The 16,177-nt window shown below is 69.2% G+C and carries 21 protein-coding genes; 16 read left to right on the top strand and 5 right to left on the bottom strand.

From position 1 onward, the window contains the following. Positions 1 to 104: 104 nt before the first annotated feature. A complete protein-coding gene (locus AB0D44_RS19960; protein WP_362592478.1) occupies positions 105 to 1,799 on the bottom strand; it encodes a glycosyl hydrolase family 18 protein in 1,695 nt (564 codons plus the stop codon). A gap of 349 nt (positions 1,800 to 2,148) precedes the next feature. Between AB0D44_RS19960 and AB0D44_RS19955 the strand changes: the two genes are divergently transcribed. The 13 genes from AB0D44_RS19955 (at position 2,149) to AB0D44_RS19895 (ending at position 11,965) form a co-directional block, all read left to right on the top strand. Beyond that, entirely contained in the window at positions 2,149 to 3,069 is a 921-nt protein-coding gene (locus AB0D44_RS19955; RefSeq protein WP_362592475.1) for a hypothetical protein, read from the top strand. 48 nt (positions 3,070 to 3,117) lie between these two features. After that, entirely contained in the window at positions 3,118 to 3,819 is a 702-nt protein-coding gene (cpaB, locus tag AB0D44_RS19950; protein ID WP_362592472.1) for a Flp pilus assembly protein CpaB, read from the top strand. A gap of 10 nt (positions 3,820 to 3,829) precedes the next feature. Further along, the gene (locus AB0D44_RS19945) at positions 3,830 to 5,095 is read left to right on the top strand and encodes an AAA family ATPase (protein WP_362592469.1); all 1,266 of its coding nucleotides are present in this window, start codon (positions 3,830 to 3,832) and stop codon (positions 5,093 to 5,095) included. A gap of 30 nt (positions 5,096 to 5,125) precedes the next feature. Further along, positions 5,126 to 5,491: a TadE/TadG family type IV pilus assembly protein gene (locus tag AB0D44_RS19940; RefSeq protein WP_362592466.1), complete on the top strand. Its 366-nt coding sequence runs from the start codon at positions 5,126 to 5,128 to the stop codon at positions 5,489 to 5,491. Position 5,492: 1 nt separating this feature from the next. Further along, positions 5,493 to 5,864 carry a TadE/TadG family type IV pilus assembly protein gene (locus AB0D44_RS19935; RefSeq protein ID WP_362592463.1) on the top strand — a complete coding sequence of 124 codons (372 nt, stop codon included), beginning with the start codon at positions 5,493 to 5,495 and terminating at the stop codon, positions 5,862 to 5,864. Next, the gene (locus AB0D44_RS19930) at positions 5,861 to 7,213 is read left to right on the top strand and encodes a CpaF family protein (RefSeq protein ID WP_362592460.1); all 1,353 of its coding nucleotides are present in this window, start codon (positions 5,861 to 5,863) and stop codon (positions 7,211 to 7,213) included. The genes AB0D44_RS19935 and AB0D44_RS19930 overlap by 4 nt, the downstream gene beginning before the upstream one ends. After that, positions 7,210 to 8,148, top strand: coding sequence for a type II secretion system F family protein (locus AB0D44_RS19925; RefSeq protein ID WP_362592457.1), 939 nt, complete (start codon positions 7,210 to 7,212; stop codon positions 8,146 to 8,148). The genes AB0D44_RS19930 and AB0D44_RS19925 overlap by 4 nt, the downstream gene beginning before the upstream one ends. A 16-nt stretch (positions 8,149 to 8,164) precedes the next feature. Continuing rightward, positions 8,165 to 9,055: a DUF5936 domain-containing protein gene (locus tag AB0D44_RS19920; protein ID WP_362592625.1), complete on the top strand. Its 891-nt coding sequence runs from the start codon at positions 8,165 to 8,167 to the stop codon at positions 9,053 to 9,055. A 3-nt stretch (positions 9,056 to 9,058) separates the two neighbouring features. Beyond that, a complete protein-coding gene (locus AB0D44_RS19915) occupies positions 9,059 to 9,745 on the top strand; it encodes a response regulator transcription factor (RefSeq protein WP_362592455.1) in 687 nt (228 codons plus the stop codon). A 134-nt stretch (positions 9,746 to 9,879) separates the two neighbouring features. Further along, positions 9,880 to 10,074 (top strand): hypothetical protein, encoded by a 195-nt coding sequence (locus tag AB0D44_RS19910; protein WP_362592622.1) that lies wholly within the window; start codon positions 9,880 to 9,882, stop codon positions 10,072 to 10,074. Then, the gene (locus tag AB0D44_RS19905) at positions 10,071 to 10,706 is read left to right on the top strand and encodes a pilus assembly protein TadG-related protein (RefSeq protein WP_362592452.1); all 636 of its coding nucleotides are present in this window, start codon (positions 10,071 to 10,073) and stop codon (positions 10,704 to 10,706) included. Before AB0D44_RS19910 ends, AB0D44_RS19905 begins: the two co-directional genes overlap by 4 nt. A gap of 256 nt (positions 10,707 to 10,962) precedes the next feature. Further along, positions 10,963 to 11,322: a hypothetical protein gene (locus AB0D44_RS19900; protein ID WP_362592449.1), complete on the top strand. Its 360-nt coding sequence runs from the start codon at positions 10,963 to 10,965 to the stop codon at positions 11,320 to 11,322. A 4-nt stretch (positions 11,323 to 11,326) separates the two neighbouring features. Further along, complete coding sequence (locus AB0D44_RS19895) at positions 11,327 to 11,965, top strand: OmpA family protein (RefSeq protein ID WP_362592446.1); 639 nt, start codon at positions 11,327 to 11,329, stop codon at positions 11,963 to 11,965. A gap of 25 nt (positions 11,966 to 11,990) precedes the next feature. Here AB0D44_RS19895 and AB0D44_RS19890 read toward each other — a convergent pair whose 3' ends face one another. Both AB0D44_RS19890 and AB0D44_RS19885 read right to left on the bottom strand, forming a co-directional pair. Beyond that, a complete protein-coding gene (locus AB0D44_RS19890) occupies positions 11,991 to 12,188 on the bottom strand; it encodes a hypothetical protein (RefSeq protein WP_362592444.1) in 198 nt (65 codons plus the stop codon). A gap of 10 nt (positions 12,189 to 12,198) precedes the next feature. Beyond that, positions 12,199 to 12,495 (bottom strand): Scr1 family TA system antitoxin-like transcriptional regulator, encoded by a 297-nt coding sequence (locus tag AB0D44_RS19885; protein WP_362592441.1) that lies wholly within the window; start codon positions 12,493 to 12,495, stop codon positions 12,199 to 12,201. On the opposite strand from AB0D44_RS19885, the gene AB0D44_RS19880 reads away from it, so the two are divergent. Together AB0D44_RS19880 and AB0D44_RS19875 are read left to right on the top strand one after the other, a co-directional pair. Then, positions 12,472 to 12,936 carry a hypothetical protein gene (locus AB0D44_RS19880; RefSeq protein WP_362592438.1) on the top strand — a complete coding sequence of 155 codons (465 nt, stop codon included), beginning with the start codon at positions 12,472 to 12,474 and terminating at the stop codon, positions 12,934 to 12,936. The genes AB0D44_RS19885 and AB0D44_RS19880 overlap by 24 nt on opposite strands. Next, the gene (locus AB0D44_RS19875) at positions 12,933 to 13,787 is read left to right on the top strand and encodes an immunity 49 family protein (protein WP_362592435.1); all 855 of its coding nucleotides are present in this window, start codon (positions 12,933 to 12,935) and stop codon (positions 13,785 to 13,787) included. Before AB0D44_RS19880 ends, AB0D44_RS19875 begins: the two co-directional genes overlap by 4 nt. Positions 13,788 to 14,203: 416 nt before the next feature. On the opposite strand, the gene AB0D44_RS19870 is transcribed toward AB0D44_RS19875, so the two are convergent. After that, positions 14,204 to 14,401 carry a hypothetical protein gene (locus AB0D44_RS19870; RefSeq protein ID WP_362592432.1) on the bottom strand — a complete coding sequence of 66 codons (198 nt, stop codon included), beginning with the start codon at positions 14,399 to 14,401 and terminating at the stop codon, positions 14,204 to 14,206. An 11-nt stretch (positions 14,402 to 14,412) separates the two neighbouring features. Beyond that, positions 14,413 to 15,261, bottom strand: coding sequence for a helix-turn-helix transcriptional regulator (locus AB0D44_RS19865; protein WP_362592429.1), 849 nt, complete (start codon positions 15,259 to 15,261; stop codon positions 14,413 to 14,415). Between the two features lie 239 nt (positions 15,262 to 15,500). On the opposite strand from AB0D44_RS19865, the gene AB0D44_RS19860 reads away from it, so the two are divergent. Then, positions 15,501 to 15,995 (top strand): ATP-binding protein, encoded by a 495-nt coding sequence (locus AB0D44_RS19860; RefSeq protein ID WP_362592426.1) that lies wholly within the window; start codon positions 15,501 to 15,503, stop codon positions 15,993 to 15,995. Positions 15,996 to 16,177 lie beyond the last annotated feature (182 nt).

Raw genomic sequence — 16,177 nt, 5'->3', positions numbered from 1 at the left:
TGGGGGTAGCCGTGCGGACGCGCACAGCGTGCTCTTGTGGCATGTGCAGGTCAATACCACGCCGTGCGGGCCGATCCGAAACCGGCCACCCCCACACCTACCGCCTAGGGGAGGCCGTGGACCTTGGGACCCACCGCGTTGGACCAGGCACTACCCGCCTTGGCGTCCCAGTTCGTCGACCAGGTCATCGCGCCGCGCAGGCCGGGGTAGGTCCTGGACGGCTTGAAGGAGCCGCAGCCCGTCCCGCGGGTCAGGCAGTCCAGGGCGTTGTTGACGACGGTCGGGGAGACGTAGCCGCTGCCCGCCCCGCTCGGCGAGGCCGGGACACCGATGCCCACCTGCGAGGGGTCCAGGCCGCCCTCCAGCTGGATGCAGGCGAGGGCGGTGAGGAAGTCCACCGAGCCCTGGGAGTAGACGTTGCCGTCGCAGCCGTTCATCGAGCCGCTGTTGTAGTACTGCATGTTGACGACGGTGAGGATGTCCTTGACGGCCAGCGCCGTCTTGAAGTAGCCGCCCTGGGTGGACTGCATGTCGATGGTCTGCGGGGCCATGGTGAGGACCAGCGAGGGGCCCGCCTTCGCCGACAGCGCGCGCAGCGCCTGGGTCATGTAGGTCGGGTTCAGGCCGTTCTCCAGGTCGATGTCGATGCCGGAGAAGCCGTACTCCTGCATCAGGGCGTACGCCGAGTTCGCGAGGTTGGTCGCGGACGCGGAATCGTTGACCGTGATGGTGCCCTTCTCGCCGCCGATGGAGAGGATGACCGACTTCCCGGCGGCCTTCTTCGCGGCGATGTCGGCCTTGAACTGGGCCACGGTGTAGCCGCCGAGGCCGGCCGAGTCGAGGGTGAAGGCGATGGCGCCCGGCGTGGCCGTGGCGTCGGCGAAGGAGACGGCGATGATGTCGTACTGCGCCGAGACGTCGGAGATCTTCTGGACGGTCGCTCCGTTGTTGAAGTTCTGCCAATAGCCCGTCAGTGCGTGCTTGGGGACGGCGGGGTTCGGGTTCGGTCCCCCGCCGCCGGTCGTGGTGCCGGTGACGGCCGCGGACCTGGGGCCCTCGCCCGCCGCGTTGTACGCGCTCACCTGGAAGGAGTACGAGGTCGAGGCCGCGAGCCCGGTGATCTGCGCGCTCGCCGTGGACACCGTGCGGACGCGGACGCCGTCCTGGTACACGTGATAGCCGGTGGCCCCGCCGACCGCGTTCCACGAAAGGGTGAGTCCGCTCGAGCTCTGTCCGGAAACAGCGGTACCGGACGGCGCGCCCGGGACGGAGGGGCCGGGGTCGGTGCCCCCGCCGCCGTCCGGGCCGAAGACGCTGAACTCGTCGACGACGTAGGCCGGCTGGCCGTACCAGCCGTGGGTGTAGACGGTGACCTGGGTGGTGGACGGGCCGGTGGTGAACGTGGTGGACAGCTTCTGCCAGCCGGCGCCCGAGCCGGGGGTCCAGGTGGAGACGTCCTGGGTGCCGGTCCCGGTCGCGCCGAGGTAGACGTAACTGCCCTGGACCTGCGTGCTCAGCGTGTACGTCGAGTTCGGCTTGACCGTGACGGTCTGGCTGCAGCGGGCCTGGTCCGATCCGGCCGGGGTGGCCTTGAGGGCGCCGGCTCCGGCGTAGACCGGCGAGGAGACGGAGGCGCCGCTTCCGGCGGAACAGGACCAGTTGGCGAGTCCGGACTCGAAGCCGCCGTTGCGGGCGACGTTGACGTCCGCGGCCTGCGCGGTGCCGGTGGCGAGGGCGGTGAGGCCGCCCGCGGTGAGGGTGGCGGCGGCGAGGAGGGCGAGGGAGCGTATGCGGTTCACGTGGGCTCCGGTGGGGGGAGGGAGGGGTGGGAGGAGCAGGGGGCGCGTGGGGGCGCCCCGGCAAAGGCCTGGCGGAGCCAAGTTGGTCCAGACCAATCCCCGTGTCAAGAGTCTTTGCAATGTGGCTGGAAATGCTCGATCGTCCGATCCCTGTTGTCCGGGTTTCCCGCCACCTGTGACATGTGCTGCCGGCACGGGAATTACCAAGCCCCTGCCCTGTCAGGGGCGACGCGGATATGGTGCTGAGGCAAGGGGGAAGCGCGTCGATCGTTTGCGGTCGCGCAGTGTGTGCGTGTGCGCGACGGCTACGCGAACGGCCGTGGCGCACAGGGTGAACGGGGGGATTCGCGTGCCGACCGCCATCGCTGTCACCAGCGCCGATCTGGTCCTTCCCGCCCCCGACCGGCACACGCCGGGCGCCGCCCTGCTGCACCCGCCCGAGCAGCTCGACCTCGCCGGCGCGCTCGCCGAGACCAGCACGCTGCTGGAGCGCCACGGCCACCTCGTGGCCGTCGTACCGCCCTGGCTGCCGCGGGCCACCGTCCAGCGGCTGCACACCGTGCGCGCCATCCTCGAAACGGACCGGATCGCGCTCCTCGGCATCGATCTGCCGCCCCTGGGCACGGCCCTGCTGGTACGTCAGCTGCGCCAGCTCAGCGTCTGCGACTTCAGCCCCGGCATCATCGCCTCCGCGGCCCGGCTGCTGTCCCACTACGTCTACGCGGGCGCCCTGCTGGGCTCGGTCGCCAAGCTCGACCGGGTCCCCGTCGGGCTCAAGGCGCACGCCCGGTCCTGGTCGCCGAGCGCGCAGTTCGCCGTACTCGCCCATCCGACGCCGCACCTGGCCCGGCTGGGCGGTTCCGGGGGATCCGGCCGTTCGGGCGGTTCCGGGGGTGCGCACGGGGGCGGGGGCGGGGGCGTCATGCCCCCCGGGCCCGAGTTCGCCACCCACCTGACCTTTGCCCGCGGCCAGCTCGCCCCCGACTGGGTCGCGGCCGAACTCGCCCCCGCCTGGCGGGTGAACGGCGTCATGGAGAACCCGCTGCCCGCCGCGTCGCCCGGCTGGTGGGGCACCGCCAAGCTCGTCGAGTTCGCCGCCGGCATCCCGGACCTCTCCGTCCTCTACCAGCTGGTCGCCTCGGTCCGCCGGGAGGAGTGCCGCTGGTGCGGCCTCGAGCTCATCGGCGACCGCTGCGGATTCTGCGCCGCACCACTGAACGCCCCGCCCCCGCCGGCCGCACCGGCGGGCACCGCCCGCTCCAGACCCTGACCGATCCGGCCCGACGAACGAACGAAGAACGGCGAGGTAGTACGGACCATGAACTCACGCCAGCGCCGCGGCGTCATTCTGCTGCTCCTGTCGGTCCTGTGCGCCCTGGGGGCCTTCGCCGGAGTCCTCGTGGTGATCGGCGACGTCAACTCCAAGGTCGGGTCCGAGGTCGTCGCGTACCGCGTCAAGGGCGACATAGCCCCGTACAGCCCGCTGACGGCGGGGCAGTTCGAGGAGGTCACGGTCCCCAAGCGGTGGCTGTCGCAGACCGCCGTCAGCGACCTCGGCGCGCTCAAGGACAAGATCGCGCTGACCACCCTGAAGAAGGGCTCGCTGCTCCAGACGGACATGTTCGTCGACCGGCCGCAGCTCCAGCCCGGCGAGCAGGAGATCGCGATCATGATCGACGCGGCGACGGGCGTGGCCGGCAAGATCACATCCGGTGCCAAGGTCAACATCCTCGCCACCTTCAAGGGCGCCAAGGACGGAGACCCCTCCCGCTCGGTGATCATCGTCGCCAACGCCCGGGTCCTGGGCGTCGGCAAGCTCACCGCCCTCGACAAGGACAGCGACCGCAAGGGCCCCGCCGAAGCCGTCCCGATCACCTTCGCCCTGAACACCAAGGACACCCAGCGCGTCGCGTACGCCGAGTCCTTCGCGGAGCACGTGCGCCTGGCCCTCGTGGCCCCCGGCACCGACTCGGCCCCGGCTCCCGGCGAGCGTACGTACACCCTCGACGGGGACAAGTGAGGCGGCCCGGATGACCACCCGAATCCTCCCGGCGGCGGGCGACCCGGACGCCGCCCGCGCCCTCGTGACCCTGCTGAGCCAGCTCCCGGCCTCCGAACCGGCCGTCCCCGTCCCGGACTCCACCACCCTGCTCGACACCCTGGGCCGGCTCGCCGCCGAGTCCATCGACGAGCTCCCCGAGGTCGTCCTCGTCCACGAGCGCATCGGCCCGGTGCCCGCCCTGGACCTCATCCGGGAAGTGGCCCTGCGCTTCCCGGCCGTCGGTGTCGTCCTGGTCACCTCCGACGCCGGACCGGCCCTGTTCTCCGCCGCCATGGACTCGGGCGCGCGGGGCCTGATCGGCCTTCCGCTCACCTACGAGGAACTCGCGACCCGGGTCCAGGCCGCCGCCCAGTGGGCCGCGGGCGTACGCCGCCACCTCGGGCGGGGCGCCGCCGAGGCCTTCGCGGGGCCCGGCGGCCGGGTGGTCACCGTCAGCGGGGCCAAGGGCGGCGTGGGCACCACCTTCACCGCCGTGCAGTTCGCGCTCGCCGCGGCCGCCTCGGGGCGGCGTACCGCCCTGGTCGACCTGGACCTCCAGGCGGGCGACGTGGGCTCGTACCTCGACGTGCAGTTCCGGCGCTCGATCGCCGACCTCGCCGGGATCCAGGACATCTCCCCACGGGTCCTCCAGGACGCCGTGTACGACGACCGCACGGGCGTGGCGCTGCTGCTGGCACCGGCCGACGGGGAACGCGGCGAGGAGGTCGACGAACGCGCCGCCCGCCTCGTCATCGGCGCGCTGCGCGCCCGCTACGAACTCGTCGTCATCGACTGCGGGACCCAGATCACCGGCGCGAACGCCGCCGCGGTGGAGACGGCCGACGTGGCCGTGCTGGTCACCACCCCGGACGTGGTCGCCGTGCGGGCGGCCAAGCGGATGGTCCGGATGTGGGAACGGCTCCAGGTGCGCAAGGCGGAGGACACCGCGATGGTCGTCAACCGCTGGAGCAAGCACACCGAGATACAGCCCGCCCTGATCGAGAAGATCACCAAGACCCGCGCCACCCGCACCCCGGTCCCGGCGGCCTTCAAGGAACTCCAGGCCGTCGTGGACGCGGGCCGGGTCCAGGACCTGGACAACCGCTCCACGGTCAAGCAGGCCCTGTGGGCGCTGGCGGGCGAGCTGGGACTGCTGTCGGCGCCGGAGACCGCCGGTCCGCAGCCCGCCGGCGCCTCGCTGGCGGTCCGCGCCCCGGGTCCGGTGGCCCGCCTGCGCCGCGGCCGGGAGGGCTGAACCATGTCGCCACGGGGAGGACGGAGAGCGGTGCGGGCCCGGGATCGGGACCGGGACCGGGGCCAGGTGGCGATCGAGTTCGTCGGCACGGTGCCGCTGATCCTGCTGCTCGTGGCGGCGGTGTGGGAGTGCGTATTGATCGGCTACGCGTTCTCCCTGGCGGGCAACGCGGCGGACGAAGCGGCGCGGGCGGGGGCGGTGAGGGGGGCCGCCGAGTGTGCGGCGGCGGCGAAGGAACACGTCTCGGACGTGTGGGGGATGACCACGGACTGCGGCCCGTCGGGCGAGATCTACAAGGCGACGGTCACGCTGAAGATCCCCGTCTTCCATCCGGGGCTGAACTTCGGCTCGATCCACGGCACGGGCGGTGCGGCGATGGAAAGGGACGGGGAGTGACGTGAACCGACGGCGTAGGCGCTCCGACCGGGGCCAAGTGGCCATCGAGTACATCGGTTTCGTGCCGATCCTGCTGTTCGTCGCGCTGTGCGGGATCCAGCTGGGCTGGGTGGCGTACGTGCACGAGCAGGCCGACACCGCAGCCCGTACGGCGGCGCGCGTGGAGGCCCGGCACGGCAGCGGCGGCAAGGCGGCGGGCGAGGCGGCGGTGAAGGCGAGCCTCGGCGCGAGGGTCGAGGTGACCAAGGACTCCGACGCCGTGACCGCGGTGGCCAGGATCGAGATCAAGGCCATCGTGCCCGGCCTGGACATACCGGCCGCCGTGGCCACGGCCGTCATGCCCAACGACGACCCGAAGGGCCCCCGACCATGAGCCTGCGTTCCCGGGTCAACACCCCCGACGACCGTCACAACCCGCGCGAGGACGGCCGCCTGGTCTCTTCGTACCGCGCCAAGCTGCTGGAGGAGATCGACCTCGCCGAGATGTCCGCGCTCGCGCCCGCCGAGCGCCGGGCCCGCCTGGAGCGCGTACTCGGCCACATCATCAGCCGCGAAGGGCCCGTCCTGTCCACCGTCGAGCGCGCGCAGCTGATCCGCCGCGTCGTCGACGAAGCCCTCGGCCTCGGCGTGCTCGAGCCGCTCCTGGAAGACCCGTCGATCTCCGAGATCATGGTCAACGGGCCCGACCAGATCTTCGTGGAGCGGGCCGGCCGGGTCGAGCAGCTCCCCCTCCGCTTCGCCTCGCACGAGCAGCTGATGCAGACGATCGAGCGCATCGTCTCCACCGTCAACCGCCGTGTGGACGAGGCCAATCCGATGGTCGACGCGCGGCTGCCCAGCGGCGAGCGCGTCAACGTCATCATCCCGCCGCTGTCCCTGACCGGTGCCACCCTCACCATCCGCCGCTTCCCGCGGGCCTTCACCCTGCACGAGATGATCGCCCTCGGCTCGCTCGAGGAGCAGATGCTCCTGCTGCTGTCGGGGCTGGTCGCGGCGAAGATGAACCTGATCGTGTCGGGCGCCACCGGTACCGGCAAGACGACCCTCCTCAACGCCCTCTCCGGGCTGATCCCGGAGGGCGAGCGCATCATCACCATCGAGGACTCGGCCGAGCTCCAGCTCCAGCAGGCGCACGTCATCCGCCTCGAATCCCGCCCCGCGAACGTCGAGGGCAAGGGGCAGATCACCATCCGCGACCTCGTACGCAACTCCCTGCGCATGCGCCCCGACCGCATCATCGTCGGCGAGGTGCGCGGCGGCGAGACCCTCGACATGCTCCAGGCCATGTCCACCGGTCACGACGGCTCGCTGGCCACCGTCCACGCCAACAGCTCGCAGGACGCGCTGATGCGCCTCCAGACGCTCGCCTCCATGTCGGAGGTCGAGATCCCCTTCGAGGCGCTCCAGGACCAGATCAACAGCGCCGTCAACGTGATCGTGCAGCTCACCCGCTTCGGCGACGGCTCGCGCCGCATCACGGAGATCTCCGTCCTCGAATCCCACGGCCGCGAACCCTTCCGGATCACGACCGTCTGCCGCTTCGTCGCCCAGCCCATGGGGGCGGACGCACGCGTCCACGGCCACTTCGCCTACTACCCGCTGCCCCGCGCGATCGCGGAACGCCTCTACATGAACAACCAGCCCATCCCGCAGGCCTTCGGGGTCGCCCAGCCGGACGACGACCCGCTCACCACCCCCCGCATCACCCGGACCGCCCTGTGAACCCACTCATCCTCCTCACCCTCGGCGCCACCCTGCTGACCTGCTTGTTCGTGGTCCTGGGCGTCCACGCCTACGCGGCGGGCCGCGCCCAGCGGGCCGCGCTCATCGAACGGCTCTCGGCGACCGGTGCGCCGGCCCCCGCGGGCCGGCGGCGCCGCTTCGCCGGGATCGACCGCCGGCTGCGCACGACGAAGCCGGGCCGCCGCATCGAGATCAAGCTCGCGGTGACCGGCCTCGACCTGACGGCCGGAGAGTTCTTCGTCTACATGTGCGCCGCGATCGCCGGCACCTGGCTGGTCGCCGCGTCGTTCCTGGCCCCGTTCTTCGGTCCGGTGGCCGGGGTGATCGGCGTGTGGGCGGCCAACGCGTTCCTCAACTGGCAGCGCACGCGCCGCACCGAGCGGTTCATCAACCAGCTCCCCGACCTGGCCCGCATCCTCGCCAACGCCACCCAGGCCGGGCTGGCCCTGCGGACGGCCATCGGCATGGCGGCGGAGGAACTGGAGGCCCCGGCGGGCGAGGAACTGGCGCGCGTCGCCAACCGCCTCGCCGTAGGCCACTCCATCGAGGAGTCCCTCGGCGAACTCACCGAACGCCTCCCCTCCCGAGAACTCGTCGTCCTGGTCTCCACCCTCGTCCTGTCGGCCCGGGCGGGCGGCACGATCGTGGAGAGCCTGCGCAACCTCACGGTGACCCTGGAGCAGCGCAAGGAGACCCGCCGGGAGATCCGCACGCAGCTGTCGCAGGTCACGGTGACGGCGTACCTGGTCCCGGCCATCGGCCTGGGCTCGCTCCTGCTCGTGGACATGATGATGCCGGGCGCGCTGGACCGGATGACCGGAGCCTTCCTCGGCCAGACGGCGGTCCTGATCGCCCTCGGCCTGTTCAGCCTGGGTTTCGTCCTCATCCGCCGGCTGTCCAAGATCGACGTGTGAGGGGGCTGCCGTCGTGATCGCTCTTCTCCTGGCCCTGGCCGTGGCGCTGTCCGTCCTCGGCGTCTTCCACGGGATCCGGCTCTACCGGGCCGACGTCAAGCTCCCCACCGACCTCGCGCTGGCCCTGGAGGTCGGCGCCACCCGCACGACGGCCGTCGGCTCGCTGGTCGACCGGCTGGGCATCCGCTGGGCCCCGGCGGTGCTGCGCATGATGGGACCGTCGCGGGTGGCCCGCAAGCGCCGCCAGATCGACATGGCGGGCAACCCGGCCGGCCTGACGATCGACCGGTACGCGGCCCGGCGCGCCGTGTACGGGGCTCTCGGAGCCCTGGGCGCCTTCTCGATGCTGATCAACGGACAGCTGGTCCCCGCCCTCCTGATGGTCGCGTTCGGCCTGTTCTGGATCGAGGTCGGGCTGTGGTCGGCGATCCGGGTCCGCCGCGACCACATCGAGCGGACCCTGCCGGACTTCCTGGACGTGCTCGCGGTCGTGGTGAGCGCGGGGCTCGGCTTCCGGCAGGCGCTGGAGCGGGTGGCGCACAAGTACGAGGGCCCGTGGGCGGACGAGATCCGGATCACCCTGCAGCAGATGGACATGGGCGTCAGCCGCCGCCAGGCCTTCGACGAGCTGCGGCGGCGCAACGACAGCGAACAGGTCGCGCAGTTCGTGACGGCGCTGCAGCAGGGCGAGGAACTCGGCTCCCCGATCGTGGACACCCTGATCGCGATCGCCGACGACATGCGCCGTACGGACGCCCAGAACGCCCGTCGGCGGGCGGCCCGGGCCGTCCCGAAGGCCACGTTCGCGGTCACCATGTTCATGCTGCCGGGCACGCTCATCCTGCTGGTCTGCGGTTTCGTCTACGGCGCGAACGTCGACTTCGGCGCGCTGTTCGGAGGTGGCTGAGCCGTGGCCCGACTGAGCGTGCTCATCGCCGATGCCAACCCGGTCATCCGGGCGGGCCTGACGGCCATCCTCGGCGAGGCCGAGGACATCGAGGTCATAGCCCAGGCGGCGGACGGCCGCGAGGCCCTGAGCCTGACCCGCCGGCACGCTCCGGACGTAGTCCTGCTGGACGTCCGGATGCCGGGAGTGGACGGCATCTCGGCCCTGCCGCACCTCGTCCAACTGGCCCCGGTGCTGATGCTGACGTACAGCCGGGAGTCCGAAATCGTCCGCGAGACGCTGCTGCTGGGCGCGGGCGGCTACCTGGTCCACGGCGAGTTCACACCGGCCGACCTGCTCCGCGCGGTCCGCGACGCCCCCGAGGGCCGCCCCCACTTCACCCCGACGGCGGCGAACGCCCTGCTCGCCGAACTCCGCACCTCTTCGCAACAGCAACGAACTGTGGCACCCTCTTCAGAGCGGATGCACAACTCTGTTGGCTTCGGGCTGAGTTCGCGGGAGGTGGAGATCATGGATCTGATCGCATCCGGAATGAACAACCAGCAGATCGCCGCCACCTGCTTCATCAGCGAGAAGACGGTCAAGAACCACATCAACCGCATCTTCGCGAAGCTCCACAGCACCACGCGCAGCGCGGCGATAGCCCGCTGGCTGGGAACCGCCCGTCCAGGAGTGACCGGTCATGGGTAGACGGAGTGTGCAATGGGTCCGTATTTGGGCCCCGGGACCCTTGGTGACGACTGGTGACTCGCCGTACCGTCCGCACACCAGCAGTGGCACCGGCCCGGGAGGAAACCCCCATGTTGCAGAACACCCTGGCGAGGATGCGGAAGCGGTACGCGGGCACAGGCACGAGCATGAGCACGAGCACGAGGGATCGCGGCCAGACGGCGTTCGAGTACTTGGGGATCATCCTGGTGGTCGTGGTGATCATCGGGGCGATCGTAGGAACCGGCATCGGCCAGGACATTACAAACAAGATCAAGTCACAGGTTGCAGGCATTACCGCAGGCAAGTGATTGCACGCAGACTCTGCGATCGAGGACAGGCCTTCCCCCTCTACATTGTGGTGGTGGCAGGCCTGCTTTTCGCTGCTCTGGCATTCTTCGCAGTCGGGCAGGCATCCGTCGTGCGGAGTGATGCACAAGGGGCCGCGGACGCTGCAGCACTGGCGGCGGCACGTGACGCGAGGGACCATCTGGTGCCAGGGGTCGATCTCGGAACTCTCAAGGCAGAAGGCTGGAAGAAACTCCTCGATGGGAGGCTCCTGGATGCTGGCCGTGCCTGTGTCGCAGCCCGGGACTTCGCAGCGAAGAATGAGGCGACGGCCACTTGCGAGCCAGCTCTTCCGCGATTCACCGTCCAGGTGACGACTGCACGGACAGTCGGTGACTCTGTGGTGCCTGGAGCTAGCGGCCAGCACGGGACAGCCAACGCCACGGCAGTTGTCGAATCACGCTGCCGATTGGGGGCAGTCGCTGATCCCTCTCCGGCGGTGTCCGCGTCGCCGTCGCCGTCTCCTGGCGCTGGGGAGAGACCCGCCTCGATCGAGATCAAATGCAAGGGCGAGGTCCTCAAGTTTGACCCTGGGAAGCCCGAACCCTGGAGCGTATTGGCAAGGACACTCTTTGCCGTGCGACTGGTCGACTGACAACGAACGATGGAATGAGGAAGCGGCGCAGATGAGCATGCGGCACATGGCGAAGGTCCAGGGGGGAGCAGCCGTCGCTGTTGCGGTGACGTTGGCCCTCACGTTGGCCGGATGCGGTGGCGGAGACGACAAGAAGCCCGAAGCTGCGTCGAAGCCTCCGGCGTCTCAGCCTCCGGCTGGCAGCAGCCAGAGTGCGCCTTCCTCCGCAACGCCCACTCCGACCCAGACGCTGGCGACGGCTAACGGGGAAGGCGGCATGGTGCTGACGATCCATTCGGCAGCCCGTGAAGCCGGAGGTTTTCTGACGGTGAACGGTTCACTCAAGAACACGGGAACAGCGGCATTCGTGAATACGACGGCCTGGCGAGGAAATGAGCTCACCTCCAGCGGCACCTCCGTCGCCGGAGTCACTCTGATTGATAAGGCCGGCAAGAAGCGGTACTACGTGCTGCGGGACACCGACGGCAGGTGCCTGTGTACGACTGGAGTGTCCACCATCGAGGCCGGCCAGAGCGTCGCCTTCTTCGCTCAGTTCCCCGCCCCGCCCGCTACCACCACCGAGGTCGACTTCACACTCCCGACCTTCGCCACGGCGACCCTCAAAATCTCCGGGTGACCCCATGACAAAAAGCCACCGCACCACCGCCGCCACGGCCGTCGTCGGTCTCGTCATCGCCGGGGCACACTTCATCGGCGCGAGCACCGCCCACGCCGACGACGTCAAGCCGTCAGTACCCCCCGGCGCAGAGCCATCGGCCTCCGCCCCCGTCCCCATCGACTCCAGCTCGCCCGGGCTGAAGATCCCCCAGGGCGGCACCCTCGCTCCCGCCAAGGTGCTCGACATCGCCGAGGTCGTCGAAGACCTCGGCGGTGAGCAGCGACGGCAGGAGACCAACCAGACGGTCATGATGGCGCTGCAGTCCGAGGTCCTGTTCCCCGAGGACAGCGCCGTCTTCAACGCACAGGCCGCCGCCCGCATACAAGCCATCGCCGCCGAGATCAACACGCAGAAGGCGACCCGCGTCCGCGTCTTCGGCTTCACCGACGACCAAGGCAGCTACGAACACGGCAAGGAACTCTCCAAGCAGCGCGCCGACGCCGTCCAGGCCGAGCTGGCCAAGACCGTGACGAACCCCGGCGTCGTCTTCGACGTCCGCGGGTACAGCGAGGACTACCCCATCGCCGACAACGGCACGGAAGAAGGCCGCAAGAAGAACCGCCGCGTCGAGATCACCTTCCCCCGCACCGCGGGCGGCTGACACACAGCGCCCCCCCCGCAGGGGCTCAGTCGGCCAACAGGTGATCCGCCTTGCCCGCCTTGATGTCCCGGATCAGCTGACGGAGCGCGTCCGCCGAGTCGGTGAGGTACGCGTCCTCCCGGCCGGCGACGGCGATGTAGCTGTTGCCGCCGCCGTCCACGCCTATTCGGTAGCAGGCGCTCCCCTCGGCGCAGTACGGCTCTTCCCACGTGATGTCCGGCATGAATGCTCCCTCAGAGTTCCTGCGCGATGGAGTGGATGAGGTCCCTTGTGCCTTGCGGAGACAGGGTGATCTTCTCCATCCATCCCAGGTGCGCGCGGTACTTGGCCAACTGTGCCTCGCCATCCAGGCATTCCGGTCCGTGCGTGCTGTCGACCTGAACGGTGTCGAGTTGAGGTACGGGCCCTTCGGCATAGGTCAGCGTCTGTCCAGAACCGGGGAAGCCGCCCGCGCTGAACGGGATGGCGAGGACGGTGATGTTGTCCTGCTCGGACTTGGCCAGCAAGTGCTCCAGTTGTGCCTTCGCCACCCGCGCCCCACCGAACTGCATCCGCAGGGAGCGAAGTGGGAGCCGACCGCCGGCCCCAAGAACGGAAACGACCAGTTCGATCAAGTCTGGCGGCGCAAGGGCGACGAGGACTTCGCCGTCATCGAAGCGAAGAGCGACATCGGCACGGGCATCAACGAGCGTACGTTGCCGAGTGGATACAAGGCGAAGCAGGGCTCGCGTGAGTACTTCCTGGACATCATGAACGAGATGTGGAAGAGAGCGGAGAACGGAGATGTCGCCGAGCTCAAGTTGTACACTGATCTGAAGAAGGCGCTCATAGCGGATAAGGTCGAATACATCCTCGTCAAAGGTGTCTCCGACGGGCCGACTTATGGGGGCTTCAAGAGTCGCCGATTCAATGTCGGAACATTCAAAGAGGAAGACTTCTTCTTCGAGGGCACTAACAGGAGCAATCCGTGACGGTGATTGTGGAGCGGCACGCCATTCCTACGGTCGACGAGCAGGTCACCGAGCGCCTGGCCGAGGAGTTCGAGACGAGCATCCAGAATCTGGACGCCTCGCCTGCGATCGTCGGCATGGCGCTGAACGAGGCACTCCTGCAGGTGCAGACGAACCAGGTCCTCAACCCGCGCGGCAACCGCTTCGCCACGTGGGATGCCACCGTTTCCGCCATGCAGATGGGCGCGGCGGCCTTTGCAGCCGCCTCCATCATTGAAGGCTCGGTTGAGGCGCGCATCGCACACGAGGTGCGCACCATCAATGCCACGGGCCCCCAGTTCTACGCAAATGCCGGCAACTGGCTGACCGCACTGTGGTTCGTCATCATCTGCCGGGATCAGCCTCGCATGGACGCGATGTGCCAGATTCCGCTCGATCTCCTGCGGTCGTCCGGTGCCGAGGGCGACGAGTACGTTTACCACTGGGTGGACGCCCTGCAGACGTACTGGCGTGAGCAGCCGGGGCTGCCGGAGAAGCTGACGGCGGCCATCGAGCAATCCCATCCGGACATCGCGACGATCGCGCCGCGCGATCTGCTCCAGTGCGTGCTGTACCCGCCGATCAACCTCTTCTACCAGTTCTTGCGCAAGGACCACGACGGGTTCAACGAGGCGCTCGTGGAGGCTCTGGAACTCCATAAGGCGTACTGGAGTACGCCGGAGCGTTCGGGGGACATCGCGGGGTTTCTGGCCCTCGGGCCGCTGGCCATCGCATGCCTCGCGTACGACGCAGGCTTCCCCATCGAGGTCGAGTCCGAGTACCTTCCTGTCCGTCTTCTGGACCGTTCCTGGGTGGGCGAGTTCGACACGTGATGCACCGGACGGGAGGGCCACGGCAGCGGATGCCAACCGGCCCGGCCCGTGACTATTGCCCGGTATGATACGGATCTGATGCCGAGAGGAAGGCGGACCGACTCGGCAAGCGGGTGGCCCGGTGAACCGGTGATCTCGAAGAGCCGACCGGCGTCATCGATTTCGCGTTCAGCCCCTCTCGTGGCTCTGCGTGATCGCTGCGTCATTGACCCACGAGCGGCAGCGGTGGAGACGTGGGAGGCCGCGGTCAACGCGATGCAGGAGGGTTCGACCAATTTGCCGTGACGAGTGTGAGCGCGGGTTCCGTCGAGTGCCGCATGAACCGCAAGAACCGCTGCGTCGAGATCGCGTTACCCAGCTCCGCGGGCGGCTGACGCCAACGTCGACCCCGCCGGGCACCCTCGCTACCGGCGGGCTCAGTCGGCCAGCAGGTGATCGGCCTTGCCCGCCTTGATGTCCCGGATCAGCTGACGGAGCGCGTCCGCCGAGTCGGTGAGGTACGCGTCCTCCCGGCCGGCGACGGCGATGTAGCTGTTCCCGCCGCCGTCCACGCCTATTCGGTAGCAAGAGTTTCCCTCACCACAGAACGGCTCCTCCCAGATCACATCAGGCATGGAGTTCCCTTTCACAGCTGGTCGGCGATGTTGTGGATGAACCCCCTGGACTCCTCTGGGGACAGAGCCAGCTTCTCCAGCACGTCGAAGTGTGCGCGGTACTTGGCGAGTTGTGCGTCGGCGTAAAAGAAGTCGGGTCCGTGCGAGTTGTCGACCTGGACGGTGTCGAGCTGTGCGGTGGGGCCTTCCGCGTAGAGGACGGTCTGGCCCGCGCCCGGGAATCCGCCCGCTTCGAACGGGATGACGCGCAGGGTCACGTTCCCCTGCGCCGACCGGTCGAGCAAGTGCTCCAGCTGACCGCGCAGAACCCGAGGCCCGCCGAACTGCATCCGCAGGGCGGCTTCGTGCACGATCGCCACGAACGGACGCGTGTCAGTGCCGTCCAGCACCTGCTGGCGTTCGACGCGAAACGCCAGCCGCAGCGCGATCTCCCGCTCCGGCAATTGAGGGACGACCATGCGGAACACGGCGAGTGCGTGGTCCGAGGTCTGGAGGAGACCCGGCATGTGCACCGAAAAGGCGCCCCGCATCCGGCTGCTGTGTGCCTCCAGTTCCGCGATGTCCAGGAATCCTTGGGGTAGTTGACCCCGGTATCGGTCCCACCATCCACGACTTGGCGCCGCCATCGCCGCCAGGCCCGCGAGGTGCTCCTCATCGGTCACGTCGCAGTTGACGGCCAGGGTTCGCAACCGTTCGGCGGAGATGGCACGAGTGCCGGACTCCATGGCTGAGATGGCTCCTCGGTCGACGCCGAGCAGCCCGGCCGCGTACTCGGCTGAGAGATCGGCCGACGTACGCATCCTGCGTAGCTCATGCCCCAGCCTCTTCTGACGCTCTGTGGGGGCGGTCCTCGCGGTCATGGCGTGCAGTCTGGCGTGCCGGCAGCCGCTCTGGCCACGTACGGATGATTTCTGCCGTCGGGCGGGCCAAATAAGGCCCGCCTGTCGATACTTTAGGAATTGCACCGCTTACGCAACGGAGTTGAAGTGCATCGCCGCAGCATGCTCGGGCCTCGGCGACGAGCCACGCTCCCCGCCCGCGTCAGCCATCCGTGCGCGTCGAACTCGCCGTAGTCACCTCCGACCTCAGGGAGTCCTCGATGTCCAGCCACGCCTTCACCGCCTGCCCCGTCTCCCCGCCCGAGCCCGTCGGTGACGAGCCGCCCGCGCTCGACGCCCTCACGTGCAGCCTGACCGTGCCCGGAGCCCCGTACAGCGCCCAGATCGCGCGGGCAGCCGTACGGTCCGTCCTGCACGCCTACCGGCTCGACCCCCTGGCACCCGCCGCCGTACAAGTCACCGGCGAACTGGTGGCGGCCGCCTGGAGCTTGGACCCGGGCCGTGCCCTGTACCTCTCCGTCCGCTACCGCGACGACTCGCTCCGGCTGACCGTCTACGACGGCCACCCGCCCCACGCCCACCCCCGCTTGGCCGCCCACTGCGAGGCCCGCCGGCGGGCAGCCCTGCGGCTCATGGGGGCGGTGGTCCGGGACTGCGGCGGGGCCTGGGGCTTCGGCGACTCCCGCGAGCCCGGCGGCGGGACCCGGACCTGGGCCAGCCTGCCCCGGCTCGGCGCCGCCGACTACCTGGGCTGAAGAACGCGTATCGCCCCTGTCGGTTTGTCATAGGTGCGTTACAAGTGGCGCGTTGCTGGTTGATAGAGCGATGTAGGTTGATCGGAGTGGACATACTTACGGTCGATCGAGTGTGCGGGGGTGTGGGATGAAGTTCGACATGGGGTCGCAGGTTCTGACGAATCTGATGTCGGGGTCGCGGA

Origin of the sequence: Streptomyces sp. NPDC048349 (genome assembly GCF_040651925.1) — a bacterium.
In the GTDB taxonomy this organism is placed as follows: Bacteria; Actinomycetota; Actinomycetes; order Streptomycetales; family Streptomycetaceae; genus Streptomyces.
Note: the sequence above shows the minus strand (reverse complement) of the source record. Positions and strands in the feature narration are given on the sequence as shown.

Coding starts and splice junctions, on each gene's coding strand:
- AB0D44_RS19865 (WP_362592429.1), bottom strand. CDS start 15,261: ATGACCGCGAGGACCGCCCCCACAGAGCGTCAGAAGAGGCTGGGGCAT.
- cpaB (WP_362592472.1), top strand. CDS start 3,118: ATGAACTCACGCCAGCGCCGCGGCGTCATTCTGCTGCTCCTGTCGGTC.
- AB0D44_RS19890 (WP_362592444.1), bottom strand. CDS start 12,188: ATGCCGGACATCACGTGGGAAGAGCCGTACTGCGCCGAGGGGAGCGCC.
- AB0D44_RS19860 (WP_362592426.1), top strand. CDS start 15,501: ATGTCCAGCCACGCCTTCACCGCCTGCCCCGTCTCCCCGCCCGAGCCC.
- AB0D44_RS19930 (WP_362592460.1), top strand. CDS start 5,861: ATGAGCCTGCGTTCCCGGGTCAACACCCCCGACGACCGTCACAACCCG.
- AB0D44_RS19895 (WP_362592446.1), top strand. CDS start 11,327: ATGACAAAAAGCCACCGCACCACCGCCGCCACGGCCGTCGTCGGTCTC.
- AB0D44_RS19900 (WP_362592449.1), top strand. CDS start 10,963: ATGGTGCTGACGATCCATTCGGCAGCCCGTGAAGCCGGAGGTTTTCTG.
- AB0D44_RS19945 (WP_362592469.1), top strand. CDS start 3,830: ATGACCACCCGAATCCTCCCGGCGGCGGGCGACCCGGACGCCGCCCGC.
- AB0D44_RS19870 (WP_362592432.1), bottom strand. CDS start 14,401: ATGCCTGATGTGATCTGGGAGGAGCCGTTCTGTGGTGAGGGAAACTCT.
- AB0D44_RS19910 (WP_362592622.1), top strand. CDS start 9,880: ATGCGGAAGCGGTACGCGGGCACAGGCACGAGCATGAGCACGAGCACG.